The 25,370-nt window shown below is 67.6% G+C and carries 27 protein-coding genes; 13 read left to right on the top strand and 14 right to left on the bottom strand.

Going from position 1 to position 25,370, the window contains the following annotated elements; genetic code table 11:
- Positions 1–2: 2 nt before the first annotated feature.
- The 4 genes from BW982_RS14085 to BW982_RS14070 all read right to left on the bottom strand — a co-directional run bounded on the left by BW982_RS14085 (position 3) and on the right by BW982_RS14070 (position 4,291).
- The gene (locus tag BW982_RS14085; protein ID WP_175611114.1) at positions 3–1,061 is read right to left on the bottom strand and encodes a LacI family DNA-binding transcriptional regulator; all 1,059 of its coding nucleotides are present in this window, start codon (positions 1,059–1,061) and stop codon (positions 3–5) included.
- A complete protein-coding gene (locus tag BW982_RS14080) occupies positions 1,058–1,858 on the bottom strand; it encodes a carbohydrate ABC transporter permease (RefSeq protein WP_254845611.1) in 801 nt (266 codons plus the stop codon). The genes BW982_RS14085 and BW982_RS14080 overlap by 4 nt, the downstream gene beginning before the upstream one ends.
- Positions 1,859–1,951: 93 nt before the next feature.
- Positions 1,952–2,932: a carbohydrate ABC transporter permease gene (locus tag BW982_RS14075; protein WP_076494268.1), complete on the bottom strand. Its 981-nt coding sequence runs from the start codon at positions 2,930–2,932 to the stop codon at positions 1,952–1,954.
- Between the two features lie 63 nt (positions 2,933–2,995).
- Complete coding sequence (locus tag BW982_RS14070) at positions 2,996–4,291, bottom strand: ABC transporter substrate-binding protein (RefSeq protein WP_076494266.1); 1,296 nt, start codon at positions 4,289–4,291, stop codon at positions 2,996–2,998.
- Between the two features lie 211 nt (positions 4,292–4,502).
- Here BW982_RS14070 and BW982_RS14065 point away from each other — a divergent pair, with 211 nt between their 5' ends.
- Positions 4,503–6,548 carry a beta-galactosidase gene (locus BW982_RS14065; RefSeq protein WP_076494265.1) on the top strand — a complete coding sequence of 682 codons (2,046 nt, stop codon included), beginning with the start codon at positions 4,503–4,505 and terminating at the stop codon, positions 6,546–6,548.
- Positions 6,545–8,551, top strand: a complete 2,007-nt coding sequence (locus BW982_RS14060; RefSeq protein ID WP_076494263.1) for a hypothetical protein — start codon at positions 6,545–6,547, stop codon at positions 8,549–8,551. Before BW982_RS14065 ends, BW982_RS14060 begins: the two co-directional genes overlap by 4 nt.
- 10 nt (positions 8,552–8,561) lie before the next feature.
- Here the strand turns inward: BW982_RS14060 and BW982_RS14055 are convergent, their stop codons facing one another.
- Entirely contained in the window at positions 8,562–9,158 is a 597-nt protein-coding gene (locus BW982_RS14055; RefSeq protein ID WP_076494262.1) for a TetR/AcrR family transcriptional regulator, read from the bottom strand.
- A 97-nt stretch (positions 9,159–9,255) separates the two neighbouring features.
- On the opposite strand from BW982_RS14055, the gene BW982_RS14050 reads away from it, so the two are divergent.
- Together BW982_RS14050 and BW982_RS14045 are read left to right on the top strand one after the other, a co-directional pair.
- On the top strand, positions 9,256–11,436 hold the full coding sequence (locus tag BW982_RS14050; protein ID WP_076494260.1) for a beta-glucosidase family protein: 2,181 nt from the start codon (positions 9,256–9,258) through the stop codon (positions 11,434–11,436).
- Between the two features lie 50 nt (positions 11,437–11,486).
- Complete coding sequence (locus BW982_RS14045) at positions 11,487–12,098, top strand: DUF1349 domain-containing protein (RefSeq protein ID WP_076494375.1); 612 nt, start codon at positions 11,487–11,489, stop codon at positions 12,096–12,098.
- A 19-nt stretch (positions 12,099–12,117) separates the two neighbouring features.
- On the opposite strand, the gene BW982_RS14040 is transcribed toward BW982_RS14045, so the two are convergent.
- The 4 genes from BW982_RS14040 to BW982_RS14025 are packed head-to-tail and all read right to left on the bottom strand — an operon-like array spanning position 12,118 to position 14,725.
- Positions 12,118–12,705, bottom strand: a complete 588-nt coding sequence (locus tag BW982_RS14040; protein ID WP_175611113.1) for a twin-arginine translocase TatA/TatE family subunit — start codon at positions 12,703–12,705, stop codon at positions 12,118–12,120.
- Between the two features lie 13 nt (positions 12,706–12,718).
- A complete protein-coding gene (gene tatC / locus BW982_RS14035) occupies positions 12,719–13,486 on the bottom strand; it encodes a twin-arginine translocase subunit TatC (protein ID WP_083696711.1) in 768 nt (255 codons plus the stop codon).
- The gene (locus BW982_RS14030; protein WP_076494257.1) at positions 13,483–13,722 is read right to left on the bottom strand and encodes a twin-arginine translocase TatA/TatE family subunit; all 240 of its coding nucleotides are present in this window, start codon (positions 13,720–13,722) and stop codon (positions 13,483–13,485) included. Before BW982_RS14030 ends, tatC begins: the two co-directional genes overlap by 4 nt.
- Before the next feature lie 28 nt (positions 13,723–13,750).
- Positions 13,751–14,725 (bottom strand): dioxygenase family protein, encoded by a 975-nt coding sequence (locus BW982_RS14025; protein WP_076494256.1) that lies wholly within the window; start codon positions 14,723–14,725, stop codon positions 13,751–13,753.
- A gap of 163 nt (positions 14,726–14,888) precedes the next feature.
- Between BW982_RS14025 and BW982_RS14020 the strand changes: the two genes are divergently transcribed.
- Together BW982_RS14020 and BW982_RS17900 are read left to right on the top strand one after the other, a co-directional pair.
- Positions 14,889–15,326: a VOC family protein gene (locus tag BW982_RS14020; protein ID WP_076494254.1), complete on the top strand. Its 438-nt coding sequence runs from the start codon at positions 14,889–14,891 to the stop codon at positions 15,324–15,326.
- A gap of 325 nt (positions 15,327–15,651) precedes the next feature.
- Positions 15,652–15,957 (top strand): hypothetical protein, encoded by a 306-nt coding sequence (locus BW982_RS17900; RefSeq protein ID WP_175611112.1) that lies wholly within the window; start codon positions 15,652–15,654, stop codon positions 15,955–15,957.
- A 31-nt stretch (positions 15,958–15,988) separates the two neighbouring features.
- On the opposite strand, the gene panB is transcribed toward BW982_RS17900, so the two are convergent.
- Genes panB through BW982_RS14000 form a run of 3 tightly spaced genes read right to left on the bottom strand, consistent with a single transcriptional unit; the run spans position 15,989 to position 18,503 of the window.
- The gene (gene panB / locus BW982_RS14010; protein WP_076494250.1) at positions 15,989–16,858 is read right to left on the bottom strand and encodes a 3-methyl-2-oxobutanoate hydroxymethyltransferase; all 870 of its coding nucleotides are present in this window, start codon (positions 16,856–16,858) and stop codon (positions 15,989–15,991) included.
- Complete coding sequence (gene panC / locus BW982_RS14005) at positions 16,855–17,745, bottom strand: pantoate--beta-alanine ligase (protein ID WP_076494248.1); 891 nt, start codon at positions 17,743–17,745, stop codon at positions 16,855–16,857. Before panC ends, panB begins: the two co-directional genes overlap by 4 nt.
- Complete coding sequence (locus BW982_RS14000) at positions 17,742–18,503, bottom strand: DUF2520 domain-containing protein (protein ID WP_076494246.1); 762 nt, start codon at positions 18,501–18,503, stop codon at positions 17,742–17,744. The genes panC and BW982_RS14000 overlap by 4 nt, the downstream gene beginning before the upstream one ends.
- 210 nt (positions 18,504–18,713) lie before the next feature.
- Between BW982_RS14000 and BW982_RS18290 the strand changes: the two genes are divergently transcribed.
- From BW982_RS18290 to BW982_RS18405, 3 genes are all read left to right on the top strand, one after another.
- Positions 18,714–18,878 carry a cytochrome c-type biogenesis protein gene (locus tag BW982_RS18290; RefSeq protein ID WP_175611111.1) on the top strand — a complete coding sequence of 55 codons (165 nt, stop codon included), beginning with the start codon at positions 18,714–18,716 and terminating at the stop codon, positions 18,876–18,878.
- Between the two features lie 381 nt (positions 18,879–19,259).
- Entirely contained in the window at positions 19,260–19,700 is a 441-nt protein-coding gene (locus tag BW982_RS13995; RefSeq protein ID WP_076494244.1) for a hypothetical protein, read from the top strand.
- Between the two features lie 282 nt (positions 19,701–19,982).
- Positions 19,983–20,426 carry a helix-turn-helix domain-containing protein gene (locus BW982_RS18405; protein ID WP_076494242.1) on the top strand — a complete coding sequence of 148 codons (444 nt, stop codon included), beginning with the start codon at positions 19,983–19,985 and terminating at the stop codon, positions 20,424–20,426.
- Positions 20,427–20,644: 218 nt separating this feature from the next.
- On the opposite strand, the gene BW982_RS18700 is transcribed toward BW982_RS18405, so the two are convergent.
- Together BW982_RS18700 and queD are read right to left on the bottom strand one after the other, a co-directional pair.
- Positions 20,645–21,349, bottom strand: a complete 705-nt coding sequence (locus BW982_RS18700) for a 7-carboxy-7-deazaguanine synthase QueE (RefSeq protein WP_076494240.1) — start codon at positions 21,347–21,349, stop codon at positions 20,645–20,647.
- Positions 21,350–21,760: a 6-carboxytetrahydropterin synthase QueD gene (queD, locus tag BW982_RS18695; protein WP_368483031.1), complete on the bottom strand. Its 411-nt coding sequence runs from the start codon at positions 21,758–21,760 to the stop codon at positions 21,350–21,352.
- 57 nt (positions 21,761–21,817) lie between these two features.
- On the opposite strand from queD, the gene BW982_RS17890 reads away from it, so the two are divergent.
- The 4 genes from BW982_RS17890 to BW982_RS13965 are packed head-to-tail and all read left to right on the top strand — an operon-like array spanning position 21,818 to position 25,027.
- Positions 21,818–22,819, top strand: a complete 1,002-nt coding sequence (locus BW982_RS17890) for an 8-oxoguanine DNA glycosylase (RefSeq protein ID WP_139327468.1) — start codon at positions 21,818–21,820, stop codon at positions 22,817–22,819.
- A gap of 29 nt (positions 22,820–22,848) precedes the next feature.
- Entirely contained in the window at positions 22,849–23,175 is a 327-nt protein-coding gene (locus BW982_RS13975) for a hypothetical protein (protein ID WP_076494236.1), read from the top strand.
- Positions 23,172–24,398: a PfkB family carbohydrate kinase gene (locus tag BW982_RS13970; protein WP_083696708.1), complete on the top strand. Its 1,227-nt coding sequence runs from the start codon at positions 23,172–23,174 to the stop codon at positions 24,396–24,398. The genes BW982_RS13975 and BW982_RS13970 overlap by 4 nt, the downstream gene beginning before the upstream one ends.
- Positions 24,395–25,027, top strand: coding sequence for a 7-cyano-7-deazaguanine synthase (locus tag BW982_RS13965; RefSeq protein ID WP_175611100.1), 633 nt, complete (start codon positions 24,395–24,397; stop codon positions 25,025–25,027). The genes BW982_RS13970 and BW982_RS13965 overlap by 4 nt, the downstream gene beginning before the upstream one ends.
- Positions 25,028–25,370 lie beyond the last annotated feature (343 nt).

The following is a 25,370-nucleotide window of genomic DNA, read 5'->3' as shown; positions in this document are numbered from 1 at the left end:
GATCACCGCGCCGTGGAGCGACGCTCGATCAGTGTCGCGGGCAGACGGACGGCCGCGACCCCGCTGCCCTCGATCATCTCCCCGAGAAGGCGGACGCCCTCGCGGCTGAGGCGGTCGAAGGGCTGGTCGAGGGTCGTGAGGTGCGGATGGGACTCCACTGCCTCGGGGGCGTCGTCGAATCCGCCGACCGCCACATCTTCCGGCACGCGGCGCCCGCTCGCCACGAGCACCTCGATCGCGGCGCGAGCCATCCGGTCGTTGGCGGCGAACACGGCTCCGAGATCGGGGTGGCGGGCGAGAAGTGCGCGCATTGCGGTGGCTCCGCTGTCCCGGCTGAAGTCCCCGAACTCCACGAGAGTCGGATCGAAGTCGGCACCCAGGGCTTCGCGATAGCCCGCCAGGCGGTCGCGACCCCCGGACATGTCCTGCGGACCGGCGATCATCCCGACTTTGTCGCGCCCCAGCCCGAGCAGCAGATTCATCATGGCTCGGCTGCCCGAGACATCGTCGACCGTGACGTAGGAGACGCTGTGCTCGAACCCGAAGGGGACGCCGAAGACGACGAGGGGGAGCCCGAGATCGGTGATCGAGCGGATCAGGTCGCGGTTGCCCTCGTGCGTGCTGACGATCAGGACTCCGTCGACCGCGCCCCCGGCGAGGAAGTCCAGGGCCCGGGTCTTCTCGGCATCCGTGGCCGCCGTGAGCATGACGAGCGTCAGCTCCTGCTCCCCGAGCGCGTCGCCGCATCCCTGCAGGACCTTTGCCAGGTTCCGGTCCTCGAAGAGCAACTGCTGCGGCTCGGTCAAAAGGAAGGCGATCGAGCGACTTCGGGAGCTCGCCAGGGTTCGCGCGGCGACGTTCGCTCGGTATCCCGTGGACTTGATGGCTGCCAGCACGGCATCCCGTGATTCCGGGCTGACCCAGCGCTTGCCGTTCAGGACGCGCGACACGGTGCCGCGAGACACCCCCGACACCGCCGCGACGTCCTCGATCGTCGGGCGACGGCGCGACACCTCGGCGCCGGACGAGGTCGTGGCGTGCGGGCGGGGAGTGACGGTCACGCCTTCACCGCTCCCGCGGCGATGTCGACCCGCCAGAACCGTTGCAGGAACAGGAACAGAGCCATCAGCGGGAGCACGGACAGCAGCGATCCGGTGATGACCAGGGAGTACAGCGCGGGCTGCGAGGCGCCCTGGTTGAGCAGTGCCGATAGTCCGACCGTCACGGGGAACAGCTCCTCCTGGCCGAGCATGATGTACGGAAGCATGAAGTTGTTCCAGACTGCCACGAACTGGAACAGGAAGATGGTGACGAGGCCGGGGAGCATCATCGGCAGCGCGATCCGGTGGAAGATCGTCAGCTCCCCGGCGCCCTCGGTCTTGGCCGACTCGACGACTTCGACCGGGACGGCGGCGGCCGCGTAGATGCGGGCGAGGTAGATGCCGTAGGGGCTCAGGATCTGCGGGAGCAGGACCGACCAGTACGTTCCGGCCAGGCCCGCCTTCGCCAGGAGGAAGTACTGCGGGACCGCGAGGATCACTCCCGGGACGAGCACCCCCATGAGCAGGATGGCGAACACCACGTTCTTCCCCCGGAACTGGAACTTCGCCAGCACGTGGCCGGAGAGGGCCGAGATGTACGTCGAGAGGAGCGCGCCGACGCCCGCGTAGAGCGCCGTGTTGGCCATCCACCTCCAGAACAGTCCGCCGCGGAATTGGCTGAGCTCGGTGATGTTGGCCCAGAGGTCTCCGCTCGGGAAGAACGTGAACGTCGAGAACAGATCGCCGCTGCTCTTCGTCGCGGCGATGAGCACCCACAGCACCGGGAGGAGGCAATACGCGGCGCCGAGCAGCAGGATGCCGGTGGAGAACGGGCTCGGGCGCGCCGAGCGGTCGCGCGACCGTGCGGCGCGGCCGGTCGTGACGGGGGTCGAGACGAGAGTCGCCACAGGTCAGCTCTCCTGGCTGAATGCGCGTCGCTGCACGACGCGGAGGAACAGGAAAGACAGCGCGAAAGTGCCGAGAGCCAGCACGATGCTCGTCGCTGCCGAGGCGTAGATGTCATCGCGGATGAAGGCGTCGCGGTAGACGATCATCAGCGGGCTCCACGAACTGGAGATCGACGTGCTCAGCGGACGCAGGACCGTGGGCTCGGTGAACACCTGGACGGTCGCCACGATGGAGAACAGCGAGGTCATGATGATCGACGGGATGACGAGGGGAACCTTGATGCGCAGCGCGATCTGCGTCTCACTGGCTCCGTCGATGCGCGCGGCTTCGTAGATCTCGGTGGGGATCGAACGCAGTGCGGTGAAGATGATCACCATGTTGAAGCCGACGCCGCCCCACAGCCCGATGTTCGCGATCGAGAACAGCACGAGATCCGGGGAGAGCGGATCGGGCAGGGAGACCCCGAAGAACGAGGCGATGTCGTTGATCGGGCTCACGCCGGGGAGGTAGAGGAAGCCCCAGAGCAGCGAGCTGATGACACCCGGAACGGCGAACGGGAGGAAGATCGCGACCCGGCTGAACCGGCGCCCGCGGGACCGCGGTGAATCCAGCAGGAGAGCGAAGAGCATCGCGAGTCCGAGGACCACCGGGACCAGAATGAGGCCGTAGACGAGCATCCGGAGGAGGCTCTCCAGGAACTCCCCGCTGGTGAGGACAGCGGCGAAGTTCTCCAGCCCGGCCCACTCGATCCGACGGCTGTCGGGTCCGATGCCGAGGCCCTCCACGGTGGACTTCTGGAACGACAGCACGACCGTGTAGACGATCGGTGCCGCCATGAAGAGCACGAACAGCACGATGGCGGGAAGAAGGAGCGTGTACGGCACGATCGTGCGCGTTCCCGGCGCGCCCGTCCGACGGCGGCGTCCGGATACGGGCGGCGGGGCGGAGGCTGCGACGGAGATGTCGGGGGTGGTGACGGTCATGGGTTCTCGGCTCTCGCTGGGACGGGAGGGGATGCCGGTGGCATCCCCTCCCGGTCGGTTCGACTACTTGACGGTGAAGCCGGCCTTCTCGAGGTCGTCGCGGGTGGCGTTCTGCACGGCGCTCAGGGCGTCGAGGAATGCCGGCGCGGTACCCGCCTGGACGGCCTTGCCGAACTCGTCGCTGTAGGTGCTGTACGCCACATTCACGTTCGGACCGTAGGTGACGGGGAGGACCGCCTGGGAGGCCTTGCTCGAGATCTCGTAGAAGTCGGGCACGTTCGACATGAACTCGGGAGCCTTGTCGAGCAGTCCGAACGTCTCGGTCGTCGCCGGGTAGATTCCCACGTCGTTGACCCACGCCGTGATGGCGTCCTTGTCGGTCGTCAGCCACTTCACGAACTCCGCGGCGGCCTCGGGATGCTGCGACTGCGACGTCACGACTTCGGCGCCGCCGCCCCAGCTGCCGTTCGCGTCGTCGCCGGCCTTCCACTGCGGCAGGGCGGTGACGCCCCACTTGCCGGCGGTGTCCGGCGCGTTGCTCGCGAGGACTCCGGCGCCCCACACGGGTGCCGTCCACCCGATCTGCGTCCCGGCGGCGAGGGCGGCATTCCATTCCGGGGTGAACATCGGGGTCGTGTCCACGGCCTTGGATGCGACGAGGTCGCCCCAGAAGGATGTCACCTTCTGGTTCTCGGCGGAGTCGATCGTCACGTCCCATGCTTCGCCGTCCGAGCCGTACCAGGAACCGCCGCCCTGCTGGGTGAGTGACGCGAACCAGGCACTGCCCGCAGCGTCGAATGTCCCGAGATACGTGCCCGGCCGCGCCTGACTGACGGCTTTGGCGGCGGCGGCGTACTCGTCCCACGTCTTCGGGGGAGCGATACCGAGCTCGGCGAGGATGTCCTCGCGGTAGTAGAACAGCATCGCCCCCTGGTCCAACGGCAGACCCCAGACGGTGTCGGAGCCGAGGGTCACCGAGTTCCAGGTGGCATCCGTGAAGGTGGACTTGGCGTCCGAGAGACCGTACTGCGCCAGATCCGTGAGGGCGCCGGCGGAGGCGAGCGTCGCGATCGTCTGGTACTCGACGCCGACGACGTCGGGAGCGCCACTGCCGGCCTTGATCGCCGTCAGCAGCTTGGTCGTCAGCTGGTCGCCGCCGGGGACGACCTCGGCCTTGACCTGGATGTCGGGGTGCGAGGCGTTCCAGACCGCCGCGACTTTGTCGGTGTTCGTCCCACCCCAGAAAGTCAGGGTGACGGGTCCGGATTCTTCGGGGGCCGAGCCCGCCGAACATCCGCTCAGGGCGGCTACGGCTGCGGCGATGGCCGCTACGGCGACCACGGTGCGGGTTCTACGCACGGTAACTCCTCGTCGAGTGCAGGATGGTGGTGTCGATCCTACTGCGGCAAAACCTGTGCGCGCTCCCAGCAGGATCGAGGCAAGCATGACCTGCAAATGCTGACCTGTCAACCGGGCTGGCGCGCGAAATCAAAAAATGAACCGTGAGCGCGCACGGGTTCTGCGCTAGGTTTGCACAGGCCGTGATCCTGGCCTGAAGGAGAGTTGTGACATGAACCCGGATGCCCCCCGCCCCGACCGCACCTGGCCGCGCGACCGCGTCGGGCTGCGATACGGCGGTGACTACAACCCCGAGCAGTGGGATGCCGTCACCCGCCGCGAAGACATCGAACTCATGAAGGCCGCGCGCGTGAACCTCGTCAGCGTGGGCATCTTCTCGTGGGGACTCATCGAGCCCCGCGAGGGCGAATTCGACTTCGCTGTCCTCGACGAGACGATGGACGCGCTCGCCGAGGCCGGAATCGGGGTCAACCTCGCCACCCCGACGGCATCCCCTCCCGCCTGGTTCTTCCGGACATACCCCGACGCCTGGCCGGTGACGAGGGACGGACGACGGCTCGGCTTCGGGTCGCGCGGAATGGCTTCTCCGAACTCGCCGCATTATCGGGGGGCGATCGTGCGCATCGCTTCGGCTCTGGCCGAGCGGTATGCCACGCACCCCGCGTTGGCGATGTGGCACGTCCACAACGAGTACGGGAATCCGATCCCGGCGTCCTACGACGATCACTCGGTGGCGGCGTTCCGCGTCTGGCTGCAGCATCGCTACGGGTCGCTCGACGGTGTCAACCGTGCGTGGGGAACGGCGTTCTGGGGGCAGCGATATCACGAGTGGGAGGAGATCGACGCGCCACGCCTCGCGGCGACCACGACGAACCCCTCGCAGCGCCTCGACTTCGCGCGGTTCAGTTCCGAGAGTCTGCTCGATTGCTTCCGCGCCGAGCGCGACGCGATCCGCGCGCACACGCCGGACCTGCCCGTGACGACCAATTTCATGGCGTCGACGGAGGTCTCCATGGATCTGTGGCGGTGGGCCCCCGAGGTGGACGTCGTCGCCACCGATCACTACCTCCAGGCCGAGCGCGACGACCGGCACATCCTGCTGTCGATGGATGCCGATCTCACCCGTTCGCTCGGAGACGGTCGGCCCTGGATGCTCATGGAGCACTCGACATCGGCGGTGAACTGGCAGCCCCGCAATCTCGCCAAGCTCCCCGGCGAGCTCGCGCGCAACAGCATCGCGCACCTCGGGCGGGGCGCGGACGCGATCATGTTCTTCCAGTTCCGGGCGTCGCGCGCCGGCGCGGAGAAGTTCCACTCGGCGATGCTGCCGCACGCGGGAACCGGAACCCGAGTGTGGCGAGAGGTTCTCGCGCTCGGCGAGTCGCTCGAGTCGCTCTCTGAGATCCAGGGCAGTCGCGTGCGCTCCGACGTGGCGATCGTCTGGGATTGGGAGGCGGCCTGGGCCCAGGGCCTGGAGTGGCGCCCTTCGGAAGACGTCCGCTCCTACGATCGCACCGTCGACGCTTACGCCTCTCTCTGGCGCCACGGGGTCGAGACGGATTTCGTGCACCCCGAAGCTGACCTGTCCGCCTATCGCGTCGTCATCCTGCCCGGCATCCACCTGCTCTCCGCGCGCGCCGCCGCGGGGATACAGGCATTCGTCGCGCGCGGCGGGGTCGCCCTGGTCGAGTTCGGCACGGCGGCGGTGGACGAGAACGACCACGTCCACCCGGGCGGCTTCCTCGCGCCTCTCCGGGAGGTGCTCGGAGTCGGGGTCGACGAATACCTGCCGTTCGCCGCCGGAGAGCGGCATCCGCTGACCGGGGGCGGGGAAGGCCGGCTCTGGGCCGAGGATCTCGTCCTCGACGTAGCGGAGGTGCGGGAGACGTTCGCCGCCGGTCGAGCCGCCTCTCGGCCCGCGCTCACGCGGCACCGGTACGGCGAAGGATCCGCGTGGTACCTCGCGACGTCACCCGATGCCCCGACGCGAGACCGGATGCTGAGAGACGTGCTCGCCGACGCCGGGCTGGTGGTCGACGCCCTGCCCGAGGGGCTGGAACGCGTCGATCGCTGGAGTGACGATGCGCGATACCGCACTCTCGTCAATCACGGCACGGCGGACGTCGTCCTCGCCGTGGAGTCCGGCTCGTCGGACGTCGTCACGGGCGAGCCGTGCGGAGCCGAGCTCGTGGTCCCCGCCGGCGCGTGGCGCGTCATCCGAACCCCGCGCGCGAGCCTCGAGGGGAAGCGTCCGTGAACGATCAGACGTGGGTCCTCGGGGGAGGCTCGGTCGTGATCGAGGGGGCGACCGGAGCTCCGGTGCAGTTCTCCCGCGCGAGCGATCCGGACCGCCCGTTCCTTCTCGATGCGCGGATCGACGCCTGGCATCACCCCGATCACGCGTGGGGAAGCGGCTTCGCGATCATCGAGGGTGTGGCGGTGCGGTGGAATCGGCCGGACGTCCTCGAACGCGTGCCCGACGGCCTCCGCGCGGAGTACGTACTGGCGGAGACGTGCCGGCTGATGGTCACGCGTCGGGTGATCGGGGAATGCCTGCGCGAGACCTTCGAGCTGCGCAACGATGGGTCGCGAGCCATCGACGTCTCGACGGTGGGGGTGTCCACCCCGTTCCGTGACGTGTATGAAGCCGACGGCGGAGCGCTCGCCCGCGGCAACCACGTGCACGTGTGGACGGGAGGTTCGGACTCCTGGGTGCTCGCACGTCCGATGTCGGGCGCGGACGACGTCCTGGCGCTCACCCTGACCCGCGGGCGCCTGACGGCCTACTCGGTCGAGTCCCGCAACATCAACACCGTCTCGAACGTGCGCGGACACCTCGTGCTGCACCCCACGGATGCCGGTCGCAACCCGCGGGCGATGGGCGGCCAGCGGGTGCTGTCCGTCCCTCCGGGTCAGGCGGAGGTCTGGGAGTGGGAGGTCGGGTTCCCCGAGAGCGCCGCGCACTTCGAGTCCGCGCGCTCGCACCCCCTCTACGGCGTGGAGCTGGCGGCATCCATCCCCGGGCGCGTGACGTTGCCGGTGGCGCTCGACGCGGTCCGGGCGGATCCTGCCGTCCGCGTCGGGGGGCGCGACGGCGCCGTGGAACTGTCGGGCGCGTCGCACGGCGTCTTCGCCGTCGACGTGGCGGGGATGCAGACCTCCGTTCTCTTCCACCTCCCCGTCCGCGAACTCGTGGAGCGAAGAGTGGCCTACATCCTGCGCCACCAGCGCGCCGTCGAGCGAGCGGGCTCGGGTGCCGGCGCCCTCGTTCCGGTGGACACGCGGACGGGGCTCCGGCAGAGCACGAACGGCTGGTCGGACTGGTCGGACGGGGCGGAGCGGATGGCGATGCCCGCGCTCCTGCAGCAGGCGCTCTTGCGCGGCTGGGGTGATCGCGAAGAGCTTCTCCACGCGGTCACGGCCTGGATCGACTTCGCCACCGCCGATCTCCTGGACACCGACGCCACGGTCCGATGGGGGAGCGGGATCGTCGAGGCCCACCCGCGCCTCTACAACTTCCCCTGGCTCGTGCACATCCTGTGCGACCAGGCGCGGATCACGGGTGACCAGGGCCTGCTCGACCTGGCGCTCCGGGTCCAGCGACGCGCGGTCGAACTCGGGGCGACCCGGCACCTGGCGATCGGGTTCGCCGAGGCGCTGAGCGCGCTGGCGGGGAGTCTGGATGCCGTGGGTCGGACGCCCGACGCCGACGAGATGCGCGGTGTCATCCTCAGCGCGGCCGATCATTTCGGTCGCGTCGGCGGGGCGCTGCCCGGTCACGAGGTCAACTTCGAGCACGCGATGATCGCACCGTTGGTGTCGCTCCTGGCCGTCGCCCGCACGCTGCGCCACGACGATCGCGATCGCCGCGCGCTCGAGTCCGCCGTGCGATGGTTGCGCGCGTTCGGTGGCCCCCAGCCGCATCCGCGACTGCGCTCGATCGCGTTGCGGCACTGGGACGGCTTCTGGTTCGGTCTGCGTCGACAGTGGGGCGACGTGTTCCCCCACCATTGGAGCGCGTTGACGGCCAGTGCTCTGGATCTCCTCGAGGAGGACCTGCGCGACGAGTCGATCGAGGCGGAGATCGACCGGATCTTCGTCGCGAACCTGGCGAACATCCGCGAGGACGGTTCGGCGACCTGTGCCTTCGTGTTCCCCAGCACCGTCGACGGCGAGCCGGCCTACGCCGAGGATCCGCTGGCCAACGATCAGGACTGGGCGCTCGTCCTTCTGTTGCGGAGCGGCCGCGAGATGGAGTGAGGGCAGCGGCTCACTCGAGCGTCGTGCGGGCGGGACGGCCGATCAGGGATGCCGCGCGGTACCAGAGGTCGAGCAGGTCGCTGCCGGGCTCGCGCAACCATTGCAGCTGGAGCCCGTCCAGGAGAGCGAGGACGACAGCGGCGAAGGACGGCGGATCGGGATGCCAGTCGGCGGCGAGGTTCGTCAGCGCCGCGAGGGCGTTGCGCGTCCGGTCGATGAAGTAGTCGTGCGCCGGGTGATCGGGATGCAGGGACTCGGCCTCGAGCAGGGCGTAGAGCCGGACGAGTTCCGGCTGCTGCGCGTTTCGTTCGACCAGGGCATCCAGGCCTCGCCAGGCGACTTCTGCCCCGGTGAACCCCCGGAGCGCGGTCGAGGTCACCGCCTCGAGATCGAGATCGTCCCGGTGTTCGAGCACCGCGACGAGCAGGCTCGCCGCGTCGGGGAAATAGTGCTCGACTCCGGCTCGAGTGATGCCGCAATCGGCGGCCAGGCGCGAGAGCGTGAAGCCGTTGTAGCCGCGCTCGGAGATCTGGGTCAGGGCCGAGGCGATGAGCTGGGCCCGCCGGGCTTCCGGGGTCAGTCGGACTCGTCTCGGCACGGAGGTCATGACTTCAGGTTCACACATCGGCCCTTCCCTTCCGGTTGGCGACTCGCATACACTCGCTCTTACCTGCACTTATGCAGGTAAGAGCGAAGGAGCAGGCATGTCAACGACGACAGCGTCGACGGTGTTCGCCTCGGGCGTCGAGCGGATTCGCCGCGGAGCCCTCGTCGAGGAGGTGACGGAGGAACTGCTGGGTCACCTCGAACCGGACGAGAAGCTGTGGCTCCTGGACGGGGACGACGACTTCTGGTCGGGCATGGCTCAGATGTCCGGCGGCGGGTACAACACCGAGCCGATCATCATGGGAAGGGTCGACAGGCTCGGCATCCCGGGTCTCCGCTTCAGCGATGGGCCGCGGGTTGTCGTCGTGGGGCGGTCCACCGCGTTCCCGGTGTCCATGGCCCGAGGCGCGACCTGGGACGTCGACCTCGAAGAGCGCATCGGACGCGCGATCGGCGCCGAGATGCGCGCACAGGGCGCCAACTTCTTCGGAGGGGTGTGCATAAACCTCCCGCGGCATCCGGCGTGGGGGCGCGCGCAGGAGACGTACGGCGAGGACAGCCTGCTGCTCGGTGAACTCGGGGCGGCGCTCACCCGGGGCGTACGCCGTCACGCGATGGCGGTGGCCAAGCACTACGCGTTGAACTCCATGGAGAACGCCCGGTTCACCGTCGATGTCACCGTCGACGAGGCGACGCTGCACGAGGTCTACCTGCCGCACTTCCGTCGCGTCGTCGAAGAGGGCGTCGACGGGATCATGACCGCGTACAACAGCGTGAACGGGGAGTGGGCCGGTCAGAACGAGTACCTGATGGAGGACATCCTCCGGGGGGAGTGGGGCTTCACCGGGGTGACGGTGAGCGACTTCATCTTCGGGCTCCGCGACCCGGCGAAGTCCCTCGCCGCCGGGCTCGATGTCGAGGAACCGTTCCGACAGCAACGTGCCGTCTCGCTGCGGGCCGATCTCGACGAGGGACGCGCCTCCTGGGGCCATGTCGACCGTGCGGCGCGACGGATCCTCGCGACGCAGCTGGCCTTCTTCGCCCGTGACCTGGATCCCGCCCCCGACGCCGGGGTGGTCTTCTCCGACGCCCACCGGGCCCTGGCCCGCGAGGCCGCGGCCACCGCGGCGGTTCTGCTGAAGAACGAGCCCGTCGGCGGTCGGCCGCTGCTTCCGCTCTCGGCGGAGGACCTTCGCCGGGTCGCGGTGATCGGCCGTCTCGCCGACCTCGAGAACACCGGCGACGGAGGCTCGTCGAACGTGCGCCCACCGCACGTGGTCACTCCGCTGCGGGGGCTGCGGGAGGCCCTGCCGGACGCGGAGATCGATGCCGTGCTCTCGGGGGACACCGCGGATGCCGCGCGCGCGGCATCCGCGGCGGACGTCGCCGTCGTCGTCGTCGGGTACACCGCCGCCGATGAGGGCGAGTACATGGGCGAGCTGTCCCACAGCCCCGAGCTGATGTCGCTGTTCCCGCCGCCGCCGGAAGGTGTCGATCTGGCCGCGCTTCTCGCGCCGGCCGCCGAGGGAGAAGAAGTCCACTCCATGGGGACGGCGCTCGGTGGAGACCGGCGCTCTCTCCGGCTGCGCCCCGACGACGTGGATACGATCCGTGCCGTCGCGGCGGCCAATCCCCGCACCATCGTGGCCATCGTCACCGCGGGAGCGGTCGTCACCGAGGAGTGGCGTTCCGCGGTTCCCGCGGTCCTGCTGAGCTGGTACGCCGGCAGTGAGGGCGGGCACGCGCTCGCCGACGTGCTTCTGGGGCGATCGGATGCCGCGGGCCGGCTGCCGTACTCGATCCCCACCAGCGAGGACCACCTGCCGTTCTTCGACATGAACGCGACCTCGATCGAATACGACCGGTGGCACGGGCAGCGGCTCCTGGACCGCGACGGGATCGAGCCCGCGTTCCCGCTCGGCTTCGGTCTGTCGTACACGACCTTCGCCATCGCAGAGGTCGAGGCGGCGTCGCCGGTGGGCGAGAGCTTCGCCGCGCGCGTGAAGGTCGCCAACACCGGGTCGGGCCCGGGGCGCCACGTCGTCCAGCTGTACGCGCGCGTCGATGCCCCCGACTTCCCCGTCCGGGTCCTCGTCGGCTTCGCGCCCGTTCACCTCGCCGCCGGTGAGGAACGCTCGATCGAGATCGTCGGGTCGACGCGTCCCCTCCAGCGCTGGTCGGACGGTCGGTTCCACCCCGTGGCATCGACCGTCACGATCGAGGCCGCGGCCTTCTCGGGCGATCCGGATGCCGCGTCCGCCGTCCTCGCCCTCTCGTGACGGACGACGACCGTCCCGCCCCGTTCCCCTCCTCGATCCGAAAGACTCACATGCCCCGTCTCCCTTCCCTCCCGTTCGACTTCACCGCTTCGTCGGAGGCCGACTGGCGCCTGTCCGCCACCGGCGTCGACGTCACCTCCTCTCCGATGACCGACTACTTCCTCGACCCCGGCTACACCGAGGTGACGGGGGAGTACACACGGCTGAACGCCGACACACTGCTCGCGGAGCTGCCGGAGGGGGACTTCACGTTCACGGCTCAGGTGAGCGTCGACTTCGCGAGCGATTTCGACGCCGGCGTCCTGCTGCTGTGGCGGGATGATGCGCACTGGGCGAAGCTCTGCTTCGAGCTGTCCCGCGAGAAGGAGCCTCTGGTGGTCTCGGTCGTCACCCGGGAGTACGCGGACGATGCCAACGCGTTCGGCGTCGAGGGGCCGACCGTGTGGCTGCGTGCGGTCCGCATGGGGCACATCATCGCCTTCCACGCCTCCACCGACGGTGAGACCTGGCGGATGGTCCGGGTGTTCACGTTCGGGCGCGATCTGCCGTTCACCCGGTTCGGTTTCCTCGCCCAGTCGCCGAACGGGCAGGGGTGCACGGTGCGCTTCTCGCACGCCGCGTTCTCGACCGACCTGCCGGCGGATGTGCGCGCAGGCGGGTGACGTATCGGTCGCCGACCGATCAACCGGCGTCGGCGGCGTCGGCGGGGGCGAGCGGCCGGCCCGTCGTCCCACCCGTCGGGACCGGCGCGGCGGGCGTCGGCTCGTCCTCGGGCGTGACCTCCGCGGCCCGACGAGCGGGGTGATCGTCCGGGAGATCATCGAGCGCGATACGCGCGGGGTGGGCGGAGCCGCCGACCACGACGAAACGTTGCCCGGGGCGGATCCGCGCCAGTGTCTCGGGTGCGGACAGCACCTCGGCCCACGGGTCACCGGACTCGGGGGAGTCGGATGCCGTGCCACTCGCGGTTTCGTCGGCGGTCGTGTCGCGTGGGGCCGTGGCATCCGATGTCGGTGGCGTGGCGTCCGCGGGCGCGTCCCGCAGAGCGCTGCGCACGATCTCCCGGGGGTCGTAGCGGCGCCACTCCTCGGGGTTCCAGTGCTCCCGCGGGAGGCCGGTCTCCTGCGCGAGCCGTGCGGTCGCGGCATCCATCTGCCCCCGAGCCGAGCGGATGACGCTCGAGAGGCGGCGCGCGTAGTCGGGCAGACGGGTGGGGCCGATCAGCACGGCGGCGATCAGCAGCACGAGGACCAGCTTCTCGAGGCTCATTCCGAACATCGGGTCATCTCCGGTCGAGGGCGTCGCGACGCGCACGCCGACGGTCGGCGAGGTGCGTGATAACGAGGGCGGCGGCGAACAGCGCCGACATGGGCGCGGCCACCAGGAACATGGACAGGACGTCGGCAGCCGGCGTCACCAGCGCGCTGAAGAGAACGATGGCGACGACCACGACGCGCCAGTGGCGTCGGATGGTCCGGGACGAGACCAGACCCACGGCGTTCAGCAGCACGACGAGCACCGGCAGAACGAAGGCCACGCCGGTGGCGGCGACGAGCTTCAGCACGAAGTCGACGTAGGTGCCGGCGTTGAGGATCGAACTGTCCTGGTCGGACGAGAAGCTCGTGAGCACCTCGACGACGTGCGGGAAGACGGCGAAGCCGAGCGTGCATCCGGCGGCGAACAGCACGATCGCGGCGACCGTGTAGCCGGCCGTCATCCGCCGTTCGCGGCGCGTGAGGCCGGGCGAGACGAACGCGAAGAGCTCGTACAGCCAGATCGGACTCGACAGGATGATGCCCGCGACGATGGCGATCTTCACCTTGAGGTCGAACGCGGCGGACACGCTGTCGTAGTTCAGGCTGGCGTTTCGCGCCAGGGCGATCTGCTCGATCGGGTCCCGCAGCACCTCGAGGATGCCGCCCGACAGGGCGTAGCCGGCGATGATGCCGACCACGAGTGCCACCGTCGCGCGCATCGAGCGGATGCGGGCTTCGCGCGCGTGCCCGGCGAGCGGCATCGCCGCCCGTGCGGCGACGGTGGCGGCGCTCATGCGACGTGTCTCTGCGGAGCCGCCTCGACGGGGGCGGTGCGGGGCGCGGCGTCGGTGACGGTCGGGACGGCCGTGGTCTCCGGCTCGGGGGTGCGGTCGGCCTCGGATTCCTGCTTGAGGATGCGCATCGACTGGCCGACGCTGCGCGCGAGGGCGGGGAGCTTGGCGGCACCGAAGATCAGAACGACGACGGCGAGGATGAGGAGGGCGTGCCAGCCCGTGAGGTTCTGCAACATGGGGGTCTCTTTTCTGGGTGTGAGGGGATCAGGGGCGGGACGGTCCGCCGCCGCCGGACACGGTGGCCTCGGTCGTCGCATCGATCGCGACCGCGAGGCTGCCGACGTAGCCGGTGGACGGGTCGCCGGTGAAGGTGCCCATCTCGAGGTCCCAGCCGTCGGAGAAGACGTTGTCGTTGGAGAGGCTGCCGATCTGGGCCAGGTTGCGCGCCGAGTCCGGGTAGCTGTCGAGGGCATAGACGGCGTCGAGCATGTCCTGCGGGAACGCCACCTGCGAGGTCGCGATCTGGTTCGACACGTTCGTCGCCGACGCGGCATCCGGGTACACCTCGAAGTGGATGTGGGTCCACCGCCCGCTGTAGCAGCCCGGGACGATCGTGGTGAAGGTCACCCGACCCTGCGCGTCGGCCACTTGGATGCCACGGAGGTAGGTCTCGTCGACCACCGCGTCGGAGTACATCGAATACAGTCCGTCGGCGTCGCAGTGCCACACGTACACCGCGGCTCCGGCGTAGGCGGCGTTCCCGTTGGCGAGGTCGCTGAGCGTGAACGTGAACGTCAGCGGCACCCCCTCGGCGGTCGCGCCGCCGTCGAGGCTCGAGCGGATGTCGCTGCGGACGATGCCGGACTGGTTCAGCACGTCGACGCCGTTGGTGCCGTCGGCGGGGTAGGGGCCGTTCGTCTCCTGCGGGATCTCCTCGGACGCGTACGCCGCCGCGGCGGCAGTCGCCGTCGGAGTCGCCGACGCGGTGGCGCTCGCGGTCGGGGTGGCGGTGGCCGTCGCCGTGGTGGCCGTGGAGGCCGCGGTCTGCGGCGTGCAGGCGGCCAGGGCGACCGCGCCGGCGCCGAGCCCGACGATGCCGAGGACGTTCCGGCGGCTGACGAGGGTGCGCATGTCGAAGGACGCCCCCTGGTCGACGACCTCGTCGTCGGGACGGTCGAGCAGGCGCCCTTCGTAGGCGGGGCCGAGGGGGGTCTGGTCGGGTTCGGGGATGCGGGTCATGTCTGCTCCTGGATGCCGGTCGTTTCGGGGACGACCTCAGCATCGGGGGCGGAGACTCATGGCATCCTCATCGTTCCTATGTGCTCGCTATGGGGCTTTCGCGTGTCGGAGGTCGGGTCTAGCGTGGCCCCCAACCGACCACCCTCCAGCGAAGGATGCCGCCATGCCCACGTCGCTCGTCGTCTACATCTCGTTCGACGGTCACGCCCGCGAGGCGATGACCTTCTACCGGTCGGTGTTCGGCGGTGAGCTGACGATCTCGACCTTCGCCGATTTCGGCATGTCCGACGCGCCCGCCGATGGTGTGATGCACTCCGAGCTGCGCGTGGACGGATTCACGGTCATGGGGGCGGATGCGTTCGGCGAGCCGGCGGAGGGCTGGGGCAAGAACCGCGTGCACGCCGCGTTCATGAGCGATGAGATCGACCGTGTCTCGGGGTTCTACGACGCTTTCGTGGAGCGCGGTGCCGAGGTTGTGCAGTCGCTCGAGAAGCAGGTCTGGGGCGACTTCTACGGCGAGATCGTCGACCCGTGGGGCGTCGCGTGGATGTTCAACATCGCCGCGCCCGACGGCTGGGCGAAGAGCGGCGAGTCGGCATGACGATTCCTCCTGCCCGGGTGGTGTGACCGCACGGATAGACGTCGGCACGCCGGCGGGAGTTCGGTCCTTATACTCTTGTGTCGTCGCCACGGTGCGGCGGGTGGGGGATGCGATGGGGACCGGGTTGAGCTCTGGGTTCTTGGGCCTTGCAGGGTCTGTCACGTTCGTCATCTCCGCGGGGACCTTCGGTGCTCGCGATTTCCTTGCCGTGGAGATCAGCGGTTTCATCCGAGACAACTCTGGCATCCCCTTTCGAGGGGCGTTCCTGAGGAAGCCGCAGCAAGACGGAAGGGCCATGATTCCGGTGGCGGTCGGAGCTGCCCTCATGTCGGCGACCTTCTTCGTCCTGGCGTGTCTCTGCGTGCTCGGTGTGTGGCCCGATCGCGCCCATGGCCCCCGATTCACGCCGATCGTCCTAACAGCGCTGTTCGTCCTGGGCGGCGTATTCGTCTTGCTGGCCTATCTGTCGGTTCGCCTGCGGGCGCAACTGACGGGACCGCCGCGGTTCGTCACCCTGGCCCGCAAACCCGTGCCGGTGACGAACGCGTCCGGGGTACGGCTCTTCAGCGTCGTGGCGGCCGTCGCCGGTGTCATCTGCCTGGCAGGGGGTGTGCGCGGGCTTCTCGGATGAGCTCGGCATCCACCTGCGTGCAAGTGCGGCGTCAGCGGTCCGCGTCGTCGCGACCCTCGACATACTCCCGCACCGCCGCCGCGACCTCCGCCGACGCCGGGTACACGTGCTCCGCCGCGGGGAATACGCCGTCGCGCACCTCGCGCGCGTAGGCCTCGACGGCTTCGACCATCGCGTCGCCGATCGCGGCGTACCGCTTCACGAACAAGGGCGCGCGGCCCTCGGTGATCCCGAGGAGGTCGTGCTGCACGAGCACCTGCCCGTCGGCCGTGCCCGCGCCGATCCCGATGACGGGGATGCGGAGCGCCCGCCGGATCTCCTCGACGACGTCCGCGGGGACGGCTTCGATCACGACCGCGAACGCGCCGGCATCCTGAACCGCGAGGGCGTCGCGCGCGACCCGGATCGCGTCGTCGGCGGTGCGACCCTGCGCGCGGAGACCGCCGAGCGCCGTGGCCGTCTGCGGGGTGAGGCCGACGTGGCCCACCACGGGGATGCCGGCCTCCACGATCGCCCGGAGTCGCGAGAGCCGCGCGGGATTGGCGCCCTCGATCTTGACCGCGTCGGCCCCGGCTTCCTGCACGAAACGGACGGACGTGGCGACCGCCTGCGCGTCGCTCAGCTCGGTGGTGCCGAACGGCAGGTCGCACACGATCAGCGGGGTGCGGACCGCGCGTCGCACGGCCTTGGCGAGCGTCAGCATCTCGTCGAGCGTCACCGAGGTCGTGTCGGGCAAGCCGAGCACCACCTGGGCCCCGGAATCGCCGACGAGCACGATGTCGACGCCCGCCCGCTCGGCCACGCGGCCCGACACGAAGTCGTACGCGGTGACCATCACGATCGGCGTTCCGGCGTCGGCGAGCTCGCGGAGCCGTCGCAGCGTGACCTTCGGACTCGTCATGCGTGACTCCTTTCGGCGGGGCCGAGGGCGATGCGGTCGTCGACCCCGGGCACCAGCACCACGTTGTCGATCAGGCGCACCTGCCCGACACGGACCGCGAGCGCGAGGAGCGCCGGACGTTCGATCTCGCGGATCGGGTCGAGGCTGTCGGCATCCACGAGCTCGACGTACTCGGGGGAGAGGCCGACGAGTTCGGCGCGCACGGTGTCGGTGAGACGTCGGGGGTCCCGGATGCCGTCGACGAAGGCATCCTGTGCCGCCCGGAGCGCCCGGGGAATGGCCGCGGCGACCGCGCGATCATCGGGGGAGAGGCGCGTGTTGCGGCTGGAGCGCGCGAGCCCGTCCGCATCACGGGACGTGGGTCGCGTGACGATCTCGACCGGGATGCCGAGGTCCGCCACGATCCGGCGGACGACGACGACCTGCTGGGCGTCCTTCGCCCCGAAGTAGGCGCGGTCGGGCTGTACGGCGAACAGGAGCTTCGAGACCACCGTCGCGACCCCGTCGAAGTGCGCCCGGCCGCGTTCGGCGCCTTCGAGGGTGCCGGTGATCGCCCCGCCGACCGACACCGTGGTAGCGAAGCCGGTGGGATACATCTCGGCGACGGAGGGCGCGAAGACGACGTCGACGCCCGCTTCTGCGGCGAGGGCGACGTCGGCCGCTTCGGTGCGCGGGTAGGCGTCCAGGTCGGCGGCCTCGCCGAACTGGGTCGGGTTCACGAAGATCGAGAGCACCACCGTGCCGTTGTCGTTCCGTGCGGCGCGGAGCAGTGACAGGTGTCCCTCGTGGAGGGCGCCCATGGTGGGCACGAAGCCGACGCCGGCCGCGCGAAGCGGGGCGAGCACGGCGCGAAGTTCGGCGACCGTGCGCACGATCCGGGGGCTCACGGGGTCGCCGTGGTTCCGGCGCGCTGGGTCGCGGCCAGGTCGCGTGTCGCGTCGACGAGGGCGTCGAACAGCGCCAGACGGTCGGGGATCCGCTCGGCGATGGCCGCGCGCTGGCGGGCGACCGTCACGTCGTCTCCGCGTGAGACGGGGCCGGTGAGGGCGGATGCCGCCCCGCGATCGGCCCAGTTCTCGACGGCGGCGCGCACGAGAGGCACGAGCGCGTCGCGGTCGACGCCGGCGGTCGCGGCGAGGTCTTCCGCCATGCCCTCGAGCGTGACCAGGAAGTTCGCGGCGATCGACGCGGCCGCGTGGTACGCCGCACGGTCCTCGTCACGCACCCGGACGCCCGTCATCCCGAGGACGTCCGCGAGTGCTTCGGCGACCGCGTGGGCGCGCGGGGTCGTACCGGCGAGGGCGGCGGTCACGCCCGCGAACGAGGCCCCCGCACCCGTAACGGTCATGAGCGGATGGATGCCGAACGCCTCGTGCGGCGCGAGGACCGAGAGGTCGAGCGCGCCCGACAGGTGCCCGACCAGCCGGCCGGGTGCGATGGCCCGCGCCGCATCGGCGATCGCGGCATCGGGGACGGCCAGGAGCACGATTCCGGCATCCGCACCGTTCTCGCCCCGACCCGCGGGGCCGACGACCGAGACGCCGACGGTTTCGAGCGACGCCGCGAGCGCACGGCCCATGCGGCCGTCACCGACGACGAGCACCGGGGCGTCATGGCGGAGGGCGGAGAGCGAGGAGGTCTTCATAGTGTGGGGCGGTGCCCGCACGGGCGGCTACGCCGGATTCCAGGGTATCGCGGTGGCGCGCGGGGAGGCCGTGCTGCGGAACCGAGAAAATGCGCACCGCCCGCGCGGGATCTATCGCTTCTTGTCCGGCGGCCGTCGGAAAAGCCGGGAAACGCATCGCCGGCAGAGGCAGGGGGTACGAGCCGGTCGTGGGCGCGTACAGTCGCGAACATGTGGACCGTACTGATCATCCTTCTCGTGCTGTGGGTGGTGCTCTCGATCGTGGGGTTCACTTTCCAAGGGCTTCTCTGGCTCGGAATCATCGGTGTCGTGTTGTTCGTCGGGACCGTCATCTTCGGTTTCGTGCGCCGCAGCGCCGCACGACGATCGAGCTGATCCGGTCCCGTCGGTGGCCGATGTCGGACCCCTCCTATCCGTCCGACAATCGCGCGCGTAGAGTCCGGCTATGAGCGACACATCGACGGACGAAGAGGACGACACCGCTGCTGCACACTGGTCGGATGACGGCGGCGGCACCACCTCCGACGAGTCTCGCCGCGCCCGCGCCCGGCGAGGACGATGGGCGGACGCGACCGGAGAGCACTGGCAGGGGTACGCCCCTTCCGAGGAGACCCGAGCGCGACGAGAGGCAGAGATTGCACGCGCGGCGACCGGGTCCGCATCCGACCGCCCCTCACCCGTCGGCCATACGCCCGGGCTCCGATCGCGGCCGGTCACCAGCAGCACCAGTGACACGAACGAGGAGCCTGCCCAGCCATGACGATCGAACCCGCCCCCGCATCCTCCGACAGCGACCTCGGGCTCACGTCCGTCCTCCCCGGTTCGCTCCCGAAAAGCCTGGGGACCCCCGACGCCCCGCAGCGCTACCAGATCGACGCGGTGTTCAACCGGCGCCCCCTTCCCGAAGAACTCAACGCTCTCCACGCGGACACCGCCACCCTCCCGGAGGCCGGCTACCCCGACGTCACCCTGACCGTCTCGGACCGGCGGCTGGAGATCCACCAGTCCAACCTCGAAGAACTCGAGAGCGGCCTCTCGACGGTGCTCGCCGACGTCCTCGCGCGAATCTCACGGAACGTTCGCGATGAACGCGAAAGCGCCCGCCGGCAGTCCGAGCACGCGGCCGACGTCGAACACACCCGCGCCGATGACGTCATCCGTCGGGCGGCCCGCATCGAGTTCGTCAGCGGGATCTGACGCCCCGGCCGTATCCGCGACGAACGGTCCCGCGCTCGCGGGCGGAGAGCGACGCTCCCGGATCGGTCGAGAGGCTTTGCGCTCGTGGATGCCGCTGGCCGGGGACGAGACGGCCGTCCCGACGGCGATCGCCGAAGTGTGGTGGGGCTCGTTCAGTGGTACTCGAATAAATCGGGAGGGGCTTCCCACCTCCGTAGGTTGGCGGCCACAGGACCTGATCGGCGGCCGGATGAGCGGCGAAGTCTGCCTCGGAAGGCTCGGCAGCTGACTGACGACGAGAAGATGGGGTTCGTTGAGGGCTACGAGCAGGGTGAGCCGATCGCCGACCTAGCCACGAAGCTCGGTGTCCATCGGACGACGCTCGACAACCTCATCAAGCGCCTGGAACTCACCCGCAAGGATCCGGACGCCGTCCCTCCGGCGGTCAGGGACGAGATCTTTGCGTCGTATCGAACAGGAGCGACGCTCGCAGTCATTGGCAGCCGGCATGGATTCAGCCCGAACAAGGTGCAACGGTTGCTGGTCGCGGTGGGGGAGCCGATCAGGTCTCGTGGCCCGCAAGGCTCACAGCTGACGAGTGAGCAGGCACGGGACCTCGCGGATCGGTACGAGCGGGGACAGGCGATAGGCAGCATCGCGGAGGGATTTGGCGTCAGCTACGCCTGCGTGCGCAAGCAGCTCATGGGTGCTGGTGTGCAGCTTCGGCCGCGGGGCGGGGCGCGGTGAGTTACGAGTTTCGACGCTCACGGTCGACCTAGTCCTTGGCGAAGGCAAGCAGCGCACAGGCAAGCTTGTCGTGTCGATATCGGGCCGCACGAGGCCTTCGACGCGAACTTGGTCGTCCTGTTTCACTCCCTGTACTTCTACGAACCGTATCGGTCCAGATGTGGTGAATGCGGTGGGAATCGCGAACGCCGTGCCCGCCCTTAAGGGGAAGTGATGGCTTAGCGTCCACGCTCGTCACCCCAAGCCAAGACGTGAAGGCGATTAGTCGCGTTGACACCGAAGTCGACCGCGGCTTGCGCAATAGTCGGCCACCTCGACTCAAGCTGGCGAGCATCGATGCCCTGCGGCATCACCCACACCCTGTCTGATCGCCACCCGAGCTCTTTCGCGAATGACGCCGCGACCGAGACATCTTCACGACTCTCGCACACAATCTTAAGGTGAATTTCGGTGAAACCCGACGAAGCCCCCCAGCCCGAGGCGAACGCTGCGGATTGTGAGCCGCGATGGGGGCCGGCATTTGCAAGCTTGGGGGAAAGTGAAATTACATCAAACAGGCCCACAATGTCGCCCCCAGGATATATTGTACCGTTAGTCTCGAGATGTATCTGCCTACCGCGAGACCGAAGAGTAGTCAGCAAATCATAGAAAGCGGGGCTTCTGTGGTGCAGGAGGGGCTCTCCGCCTGTCACCACCACCACGCCGTCCCGACGCATTGTCTCCTCAACGATGTGGTCCACTGGCATCGGTGAAATTGTGTCCCTGAGATTATGTCGGTCAGAATCCCAGGTAAACGAAGTATCACACCAAGAGCACGACAGGTTACAGCCGCCGAGCCGGACAAACGTTGCGCGCCGCCCAGCGTATGGACCCTCGCCCTGGATGGTTGGACCGAAGATTTCTGCAATTGGCAGGTCGGCCATCTAAAGATCTCTGCCGTACGTCGCCCTGGTGCCCGCCGATTCCGACATCGTCACAGAGAGAGTTTGTATTCGTTCACGCTCTGGTCTATGCGCCAACCATTGATTTATCTCTCCCCAAAGCCAGTGGGCCAGGAGTTCGGACGTCGGGTTGACCGACACTACGTCGTTCAGCGTTCGGTGGTCGACAGTGTTGTCGAGGAAACTCTGGATCCACTGGAGTTCTCCAAAGTCGATAACCATTCCAACGTCGTCGACGAGCCCAGCAATCTCAACCTCGACTCTGTAGCTGTGACCGTGCAACCGGCTGCACTTGTGCCCAGAGGGTAGGCCCGAGATGGAATGGGCGGCCGAGAATTTGAACGTGCGAACGACTTTTGCTTCCAAAGCGACTCCTGTGTTGCTTAGGGGCACGCGCCACGGTCGTGAAGGTCCTGCCAAACCTACTACATGGCCTGTAGCATCCAGCCCATGGCTACGGACATGCTCATACGTCAGCGACCAGCGGGTTCAAGCGCGGCCGCGCTCACGACGTCGATCGTGGAGGCGCGCACGCGCGATGCTCCGCTGGTTGGACACAGCATCGATCGACCTCAGAGATCGCGGTCGGCGCGGGCGACGCGAAAGCAGAGTCTGACCGATGCCTCGCCGGAGGTTGTCCTGTGCGACCACAGAGGTGTCGGGGTCTGGGATCGCGGCGAGTTGAGGTACGTACGAGATTCTCGTGGGGACGAGCGGCCTTACTGGTCCGGGCAATCGTGGCAGTTGGGCACCGCGCGCTTCTGGGAAGAGACGTGTCGTCAAGCGAGCGTATCTGGTCATTACCGGCTCGGAGAAAATCTGCGTGACGAAATACTTGCATGTGTGCTCGGTGGATATGGCGTGCGATGGAGTGCGGTTTCGCCGTATATAGAGAGAATTCGGGAATCGGGCGCACTCGCCCGGGACGTCGTGGCGATCGACGAGCTGCGGCTGCTCTTGACGGAACCCGTTCTCATTGACGGTCGTTGGCAACGCTACCGATTTCCGAATCAACGCGCGCGACGGCTCTCGTCGGCGCTGAACGCTGTCTGCGAGCGCGAGTACAGCAAATTGGGCGACTTAGAGTTGCGCGACGCACTGATGCTTATTGAGGGCATTGGTCCGAAGACGGCAAGTTGGGTGGTCCGCAATCATCGCGCGAGTGACCGCGTAGCTATCATCGACATCCACATTGCTCGCGCTGGGATCGTAGCGGGCGTATTCGACCCGGCCTGGGATGTGAATAGGCACTATCTGGATTTTGAGGCGGCGTTTCTTTCGTGGAGCCAATCCGTTGGCCTATCTGCTGCCGCACTCGATTCGGTTATATGGGGGTATCTCGCAGGAGACGAAGCCTGGGCCAAGGACGTTCTCGGAGTCGATTCCTACTCCAATGTAGCCCTTAGACCCGTATGGCCGCCAGAAATGGCACCGGGCAACGTCCAGAGTTAGTTCATGCGAGACAGTAGAGAGGATTAATCATGAGCGGAAGCGACTCCAGTATCAAGCGCTCGGCCGGCGGCGGCCCGGGCGGGCCCGCAGACTGCGCCATTGTCTTCGAGACAACGCTTGCGTCGCCGGACCCGCGGGTCATAGATGACCTTGGGTCGTCCGAGATACTTGACGTGGTAAGTGTCGAGGAGCCAATTCGCGGTGTGGTCGCGGTAGTGATCAACGGGCCAACGGTTGGGGCTATCACCCAGCAGATCATCGCGCTTCGGAGATGTATTGAGCTAGGGAACCAGTATGAGGCGGAGGTGCTGCACCGCGAGGGCGGTTCGGTGCGTGTGCAGGTGCGCCCTCGATGAAAATCGTCGGCGGTACGTACACAGAGTCCGTCGTTGAACCTGACTCCGAGGAAATTATGGGATCAGGAATGCGCGCGGCCGCAGCCTTAGCGCCACACGTTGACAACCTCTCACTGATCACGGCTATCGACTCTGAATTGAACGAACCTGTGGACTGGATCGCGACTGCCCTGAGAGTCAACCGGACGGTCGTGGAAAGGTCAGAACCAGTCGGTTTCCGCTACATGACGCCGATCAGCGCACCTCTGATTAACGGTATTGGCGCACGAATTTATGACGACGTAGTGGTTGAGGACTCCTTCGCGCTATTGTTCGGTCTTGTCGAAAGACATTTCGGCAAGAGAAAAGTCGATGCGTCAACCGTGGTGCTTGATCCGCAAAAGCCGAGAGACACGGAGCAGTTGCAGCTAGCGGACCTCTCTTATGATCGACTCGTCATCGTCGCTAATCGGTCAGAAACTCTCCAGCTTGCGCGTGAGGCTCGCTCGGTCAGTGTGGCCGCTCGATTGCTGTTGAATGCGTCGGAGGCGTCCGCGGTGATCACGAAACAGGGCGCCGCGGGGTGTTTAGTTACGTGGCGGGAAGGAACGAGCGTACGGCAAGAAACTGTCGGCGCGCACCCGACGAAGCGAGTCTGGCCAATTGGTAGTGGGGATGTTTTTTCTGCTGGCTTTTCGTTCGCACTATCTGAGGGGGCGCACTTCGTCGAGGCTGCGCGGATTGGGTCGCGGAGCGCTGCGCATTGGTGTTCGACGCAGCAGCCCGACGTGCCCGCATCAATTCTTCGCGGCGAATCAACTGGCGGTGTCCTTAATCCGCGAAGAGCACAGATTTACCTCGCAGGCCCGTTCTTTACCACCGGGGAGCGGTGGCTCATCGAGACCGTGCGGGACATGCTGAATAGCCTGGGAGTGGTCGCTTGGTCTCCCGTCCACGAGGTGGGCCACGGCGACGATATAGCCGAGGCCGACTTGGAGGGGCTGCGGAATTCTGACGCGGTTTTGGCGATGCTCGATCACTCTGACGCGGGAACGATCTTTGAAGTCGGATGGGCGGTCGCGCGCGATATTCCCGTGGTGGGCTTCGGACGTGTGGTCGAGAAGGAGGGGATGAAGATGCTCGGTGGATCTTCGGTCGAACTCCATCGGGACTTGGCGACCGCGTGTTATCGAGCAGCTTGGGCGGGCATGGGGATGCGCACCACCTCGGGCTGGCTTACGTGAGCAGCATTCGCAGAGAGGTGCTTCTGCTGTCGGGCGGCCTCGACAGTGTTGCTCTCGCATATGAAATCAGGCCAGCCTACACACTGTTCATCAACTATGGTCAGCGGGCGAGTGTGGCGGAGGAGCGTTCGGCCCGTGCCGTTGCGAACGCTTTGGGTCTTGAGTTCCACTCATTGGTGGTTGATCTGTCGGCAACGTCCGGCGGCCTCATGTCGACCGAATCACTGTCTATAGACAACGCCCCAAGCGTGGAATGGTGGCCATTCAGAAATCAGATGCTCATATCCTTGGCCGCCGCGTGGGCCTGCAGAAATACCGGGGCGCTGTCGGGTGCCGAGTCGGTTAGTCTACTGATCGGTTGCGTGCAAGGTGATGGCGATAGGCATATTGACGGATCCGAGCAGTTCGTCGACCAGATCTCGCGTCTGTTGCAACTGCAGGAGGGCGCGATGACCGTAGTCGCTCCCGCGATTCACCGTTCCTCAGAGCAACTCGTGGTCGACAGCACTATACCTGACGCGTTACTGGCGTACTCGCACTCTTGTCACCGGGCCTCCCTGCCTTGTATGGAGTGCCCGGGTTGCTATAAACGCGAACGCGTTCTTGTGTCTCTCGGTCGTTTGCAGTAAGAGGCGGGTGTCGAAATTGTGGGAACAGGTCTTTGAACGTGCCCTGAGATCCTATCCGGCAGAGCCGGCTGACGGCGACCCGGCGACACTCCACTCCGAACATTGGTTAGTCCGCCAGCTTGAGCCGATCTCGCAGATTTCCCACCAGTCGTTCGAGCACAAATTGGGAGGAATATACCTCCAGTCACGTACGAGTCAGATGCCGGCGGAAATGCCGCCGCTCGAAGCGGCGTTCGACCTGCTTTCATCGATGTCGTCTGTGAGGGAAAGGTCAGTCGATCGTTTCGGTCGGCAATGGGAATCTCGCCTGGCGCCGTCGGCCGGCGGAACGCATTCTATTGAG

The sequence above is a fragment of the Microbacterium sp. RURRCA19A genome (genome assembly GCF_900156455.1).
Classification (GTDB): domain Bacteria; phylum Actinomycetota; class Actinomycetes; order Actinomycetales; family Microbacteriaceae; genus Microbacterium.
This window is presented reverse-complemented; position numbering and strand designations above follow the sequence as displayed.

Bases quoted from the DNA above. Each gene is read 5' to 3' on its own strand.
- BW982_RS14075 (WP_076494268.1), bottom strand. From the start codon at position 2,932: ATGACCGTCACCACCCCCGACATCTCCGTCGCAGCCTCCGCCCCGCCG.
- BW982_RS14065 (WP_076494265.1), top strand. From the start codon at position 4,503: ATGAACCCGGATGCCCCCCGCCCCGACCGCACCTGGCCGCGCGACCGC.
- BW982_RS14055 (WP_076494262.1), bottom strand. From the start codon at position 9,158: ATGACCTCCGTGCCGAGACGAGTCCGACTGACCCCGGAAGCCCGGCGG.
- BW982_RS14050 (WP_076494260.1), top strand. From the start codon at position 9,256: ATGTCAACGACGACAGCGTCGACGGTGTTCGCCTCGGGCGTCGAGCGG.
- BW982_RS14045 (WP_076494375.1), top strand. From the start codon at position 11,487: ATGCCCCGTCTCCCTTCCCTCCCGTTCGACTTCACCGCTTCGTCGGAG.
- BW982_RS14040 (WP_175611113.1), bottom strand. From the start codon at position 12,705: ATGAGCCTCGAGAAGCTGGTCCTCGTGCTGCTGATCGCCGCCGTGCTG.
- tatC (WP_083696711.1), bottom strand. From the start codon at position 13,486: ATGAGCGCCGCCACCGTCGCCGCACGGGCGGCGATGCCGCTCGCCGGG.
- BW982_RS14030 (WP_076494257.1), bottom strand. From the start codon at position 13,722: ATGTTGCAGAACCTCACGGGCTGGCACGCCCTCCTCATCCTCGCCGTC.
- BW982_RS14025 (WP_076494256.1), bottom strand. From the start codon at position 14,725: ATGACCCGCATCCCCGAACCCGACCAGACCCCCCTCGGCCCCGCCTAC.
- BW982_RS14020 (WP_076494254.1), top strand. From the start codon at position 14,889: ATGCCCACGTCGCTCGTCGTCTACATCTCGTTCGACGGTCACGCCCGC.
- BW982_RS17900 (WP_175611112.1), top strand. From the start codon at position 15,652: ATGTCGGCGACCTTCTTCGTCCTGGCGTGTCTCTGCGTGCTCGGTGTG.
- panB (WP_076494250.1), bottom strand. From the start codon at position 16,858: ATGACGAGTCCGAAGGTCACGCTGCGACGGCTCCGCGAGCTCGCCGAC.
- BW982_RS14000 (WP_076494246.1), bottom strand. From the start codon at position 18,503: ATGAAGACCTCCTCGCTCTCCGCCCTCCGCCATGACGCCCCGGTGCTC.
- BW982_RS18290 (WP_175611111.1), top strand. From the start codon at position 18,714: ATGTGGACCGTACTGATCATCCTTCTCGTGCTGTGGGTGGTGCTCTCG.
- BW982_RS13995 (WP_076494244.1), top strand. From the start codon at position 19,260: ATGACGATCGAACCCGCCCCCGCATCCTCCGACAGCGACCTCGGGCTC.
- BW982_RS18405 (WP_076494242.1), top strand. From the start codon at position 19,983: ATGGGGTTCGTTGAGGGCTACGAGCAGGGTGAGCCGATCGCCGACCTA.
- BW982_RS18700 (WP_076494240.1), bottom strand. From the start codon at position 21,349: ATGGCCGACCTGCCAATTGCAGAAATCTTCGGTCCAACCATCCAGGGC.
- BW982_RS17890 (WP_139327468.1), top strand. From the start codon at position 21,818: ATGGCTACGGACATGCTCATACGTCAGCGACCAGCGGGTTCAAGCGCG.
- BW982_RS13975 (WP_076494236.1), top strand. From the start codon at position 22,849: ATGAGCGGAAGCGACTCCAGTATCAAGCGCTCGGCCGGCGGCGGCCCG.
- BW982_RS13970 (WP_083696708.1), top strand. From the start codon at position 23,172: ATGAAAATCGTCGGCGGTACGTACACAGAGTCCGTCGTTGAACCTGAC.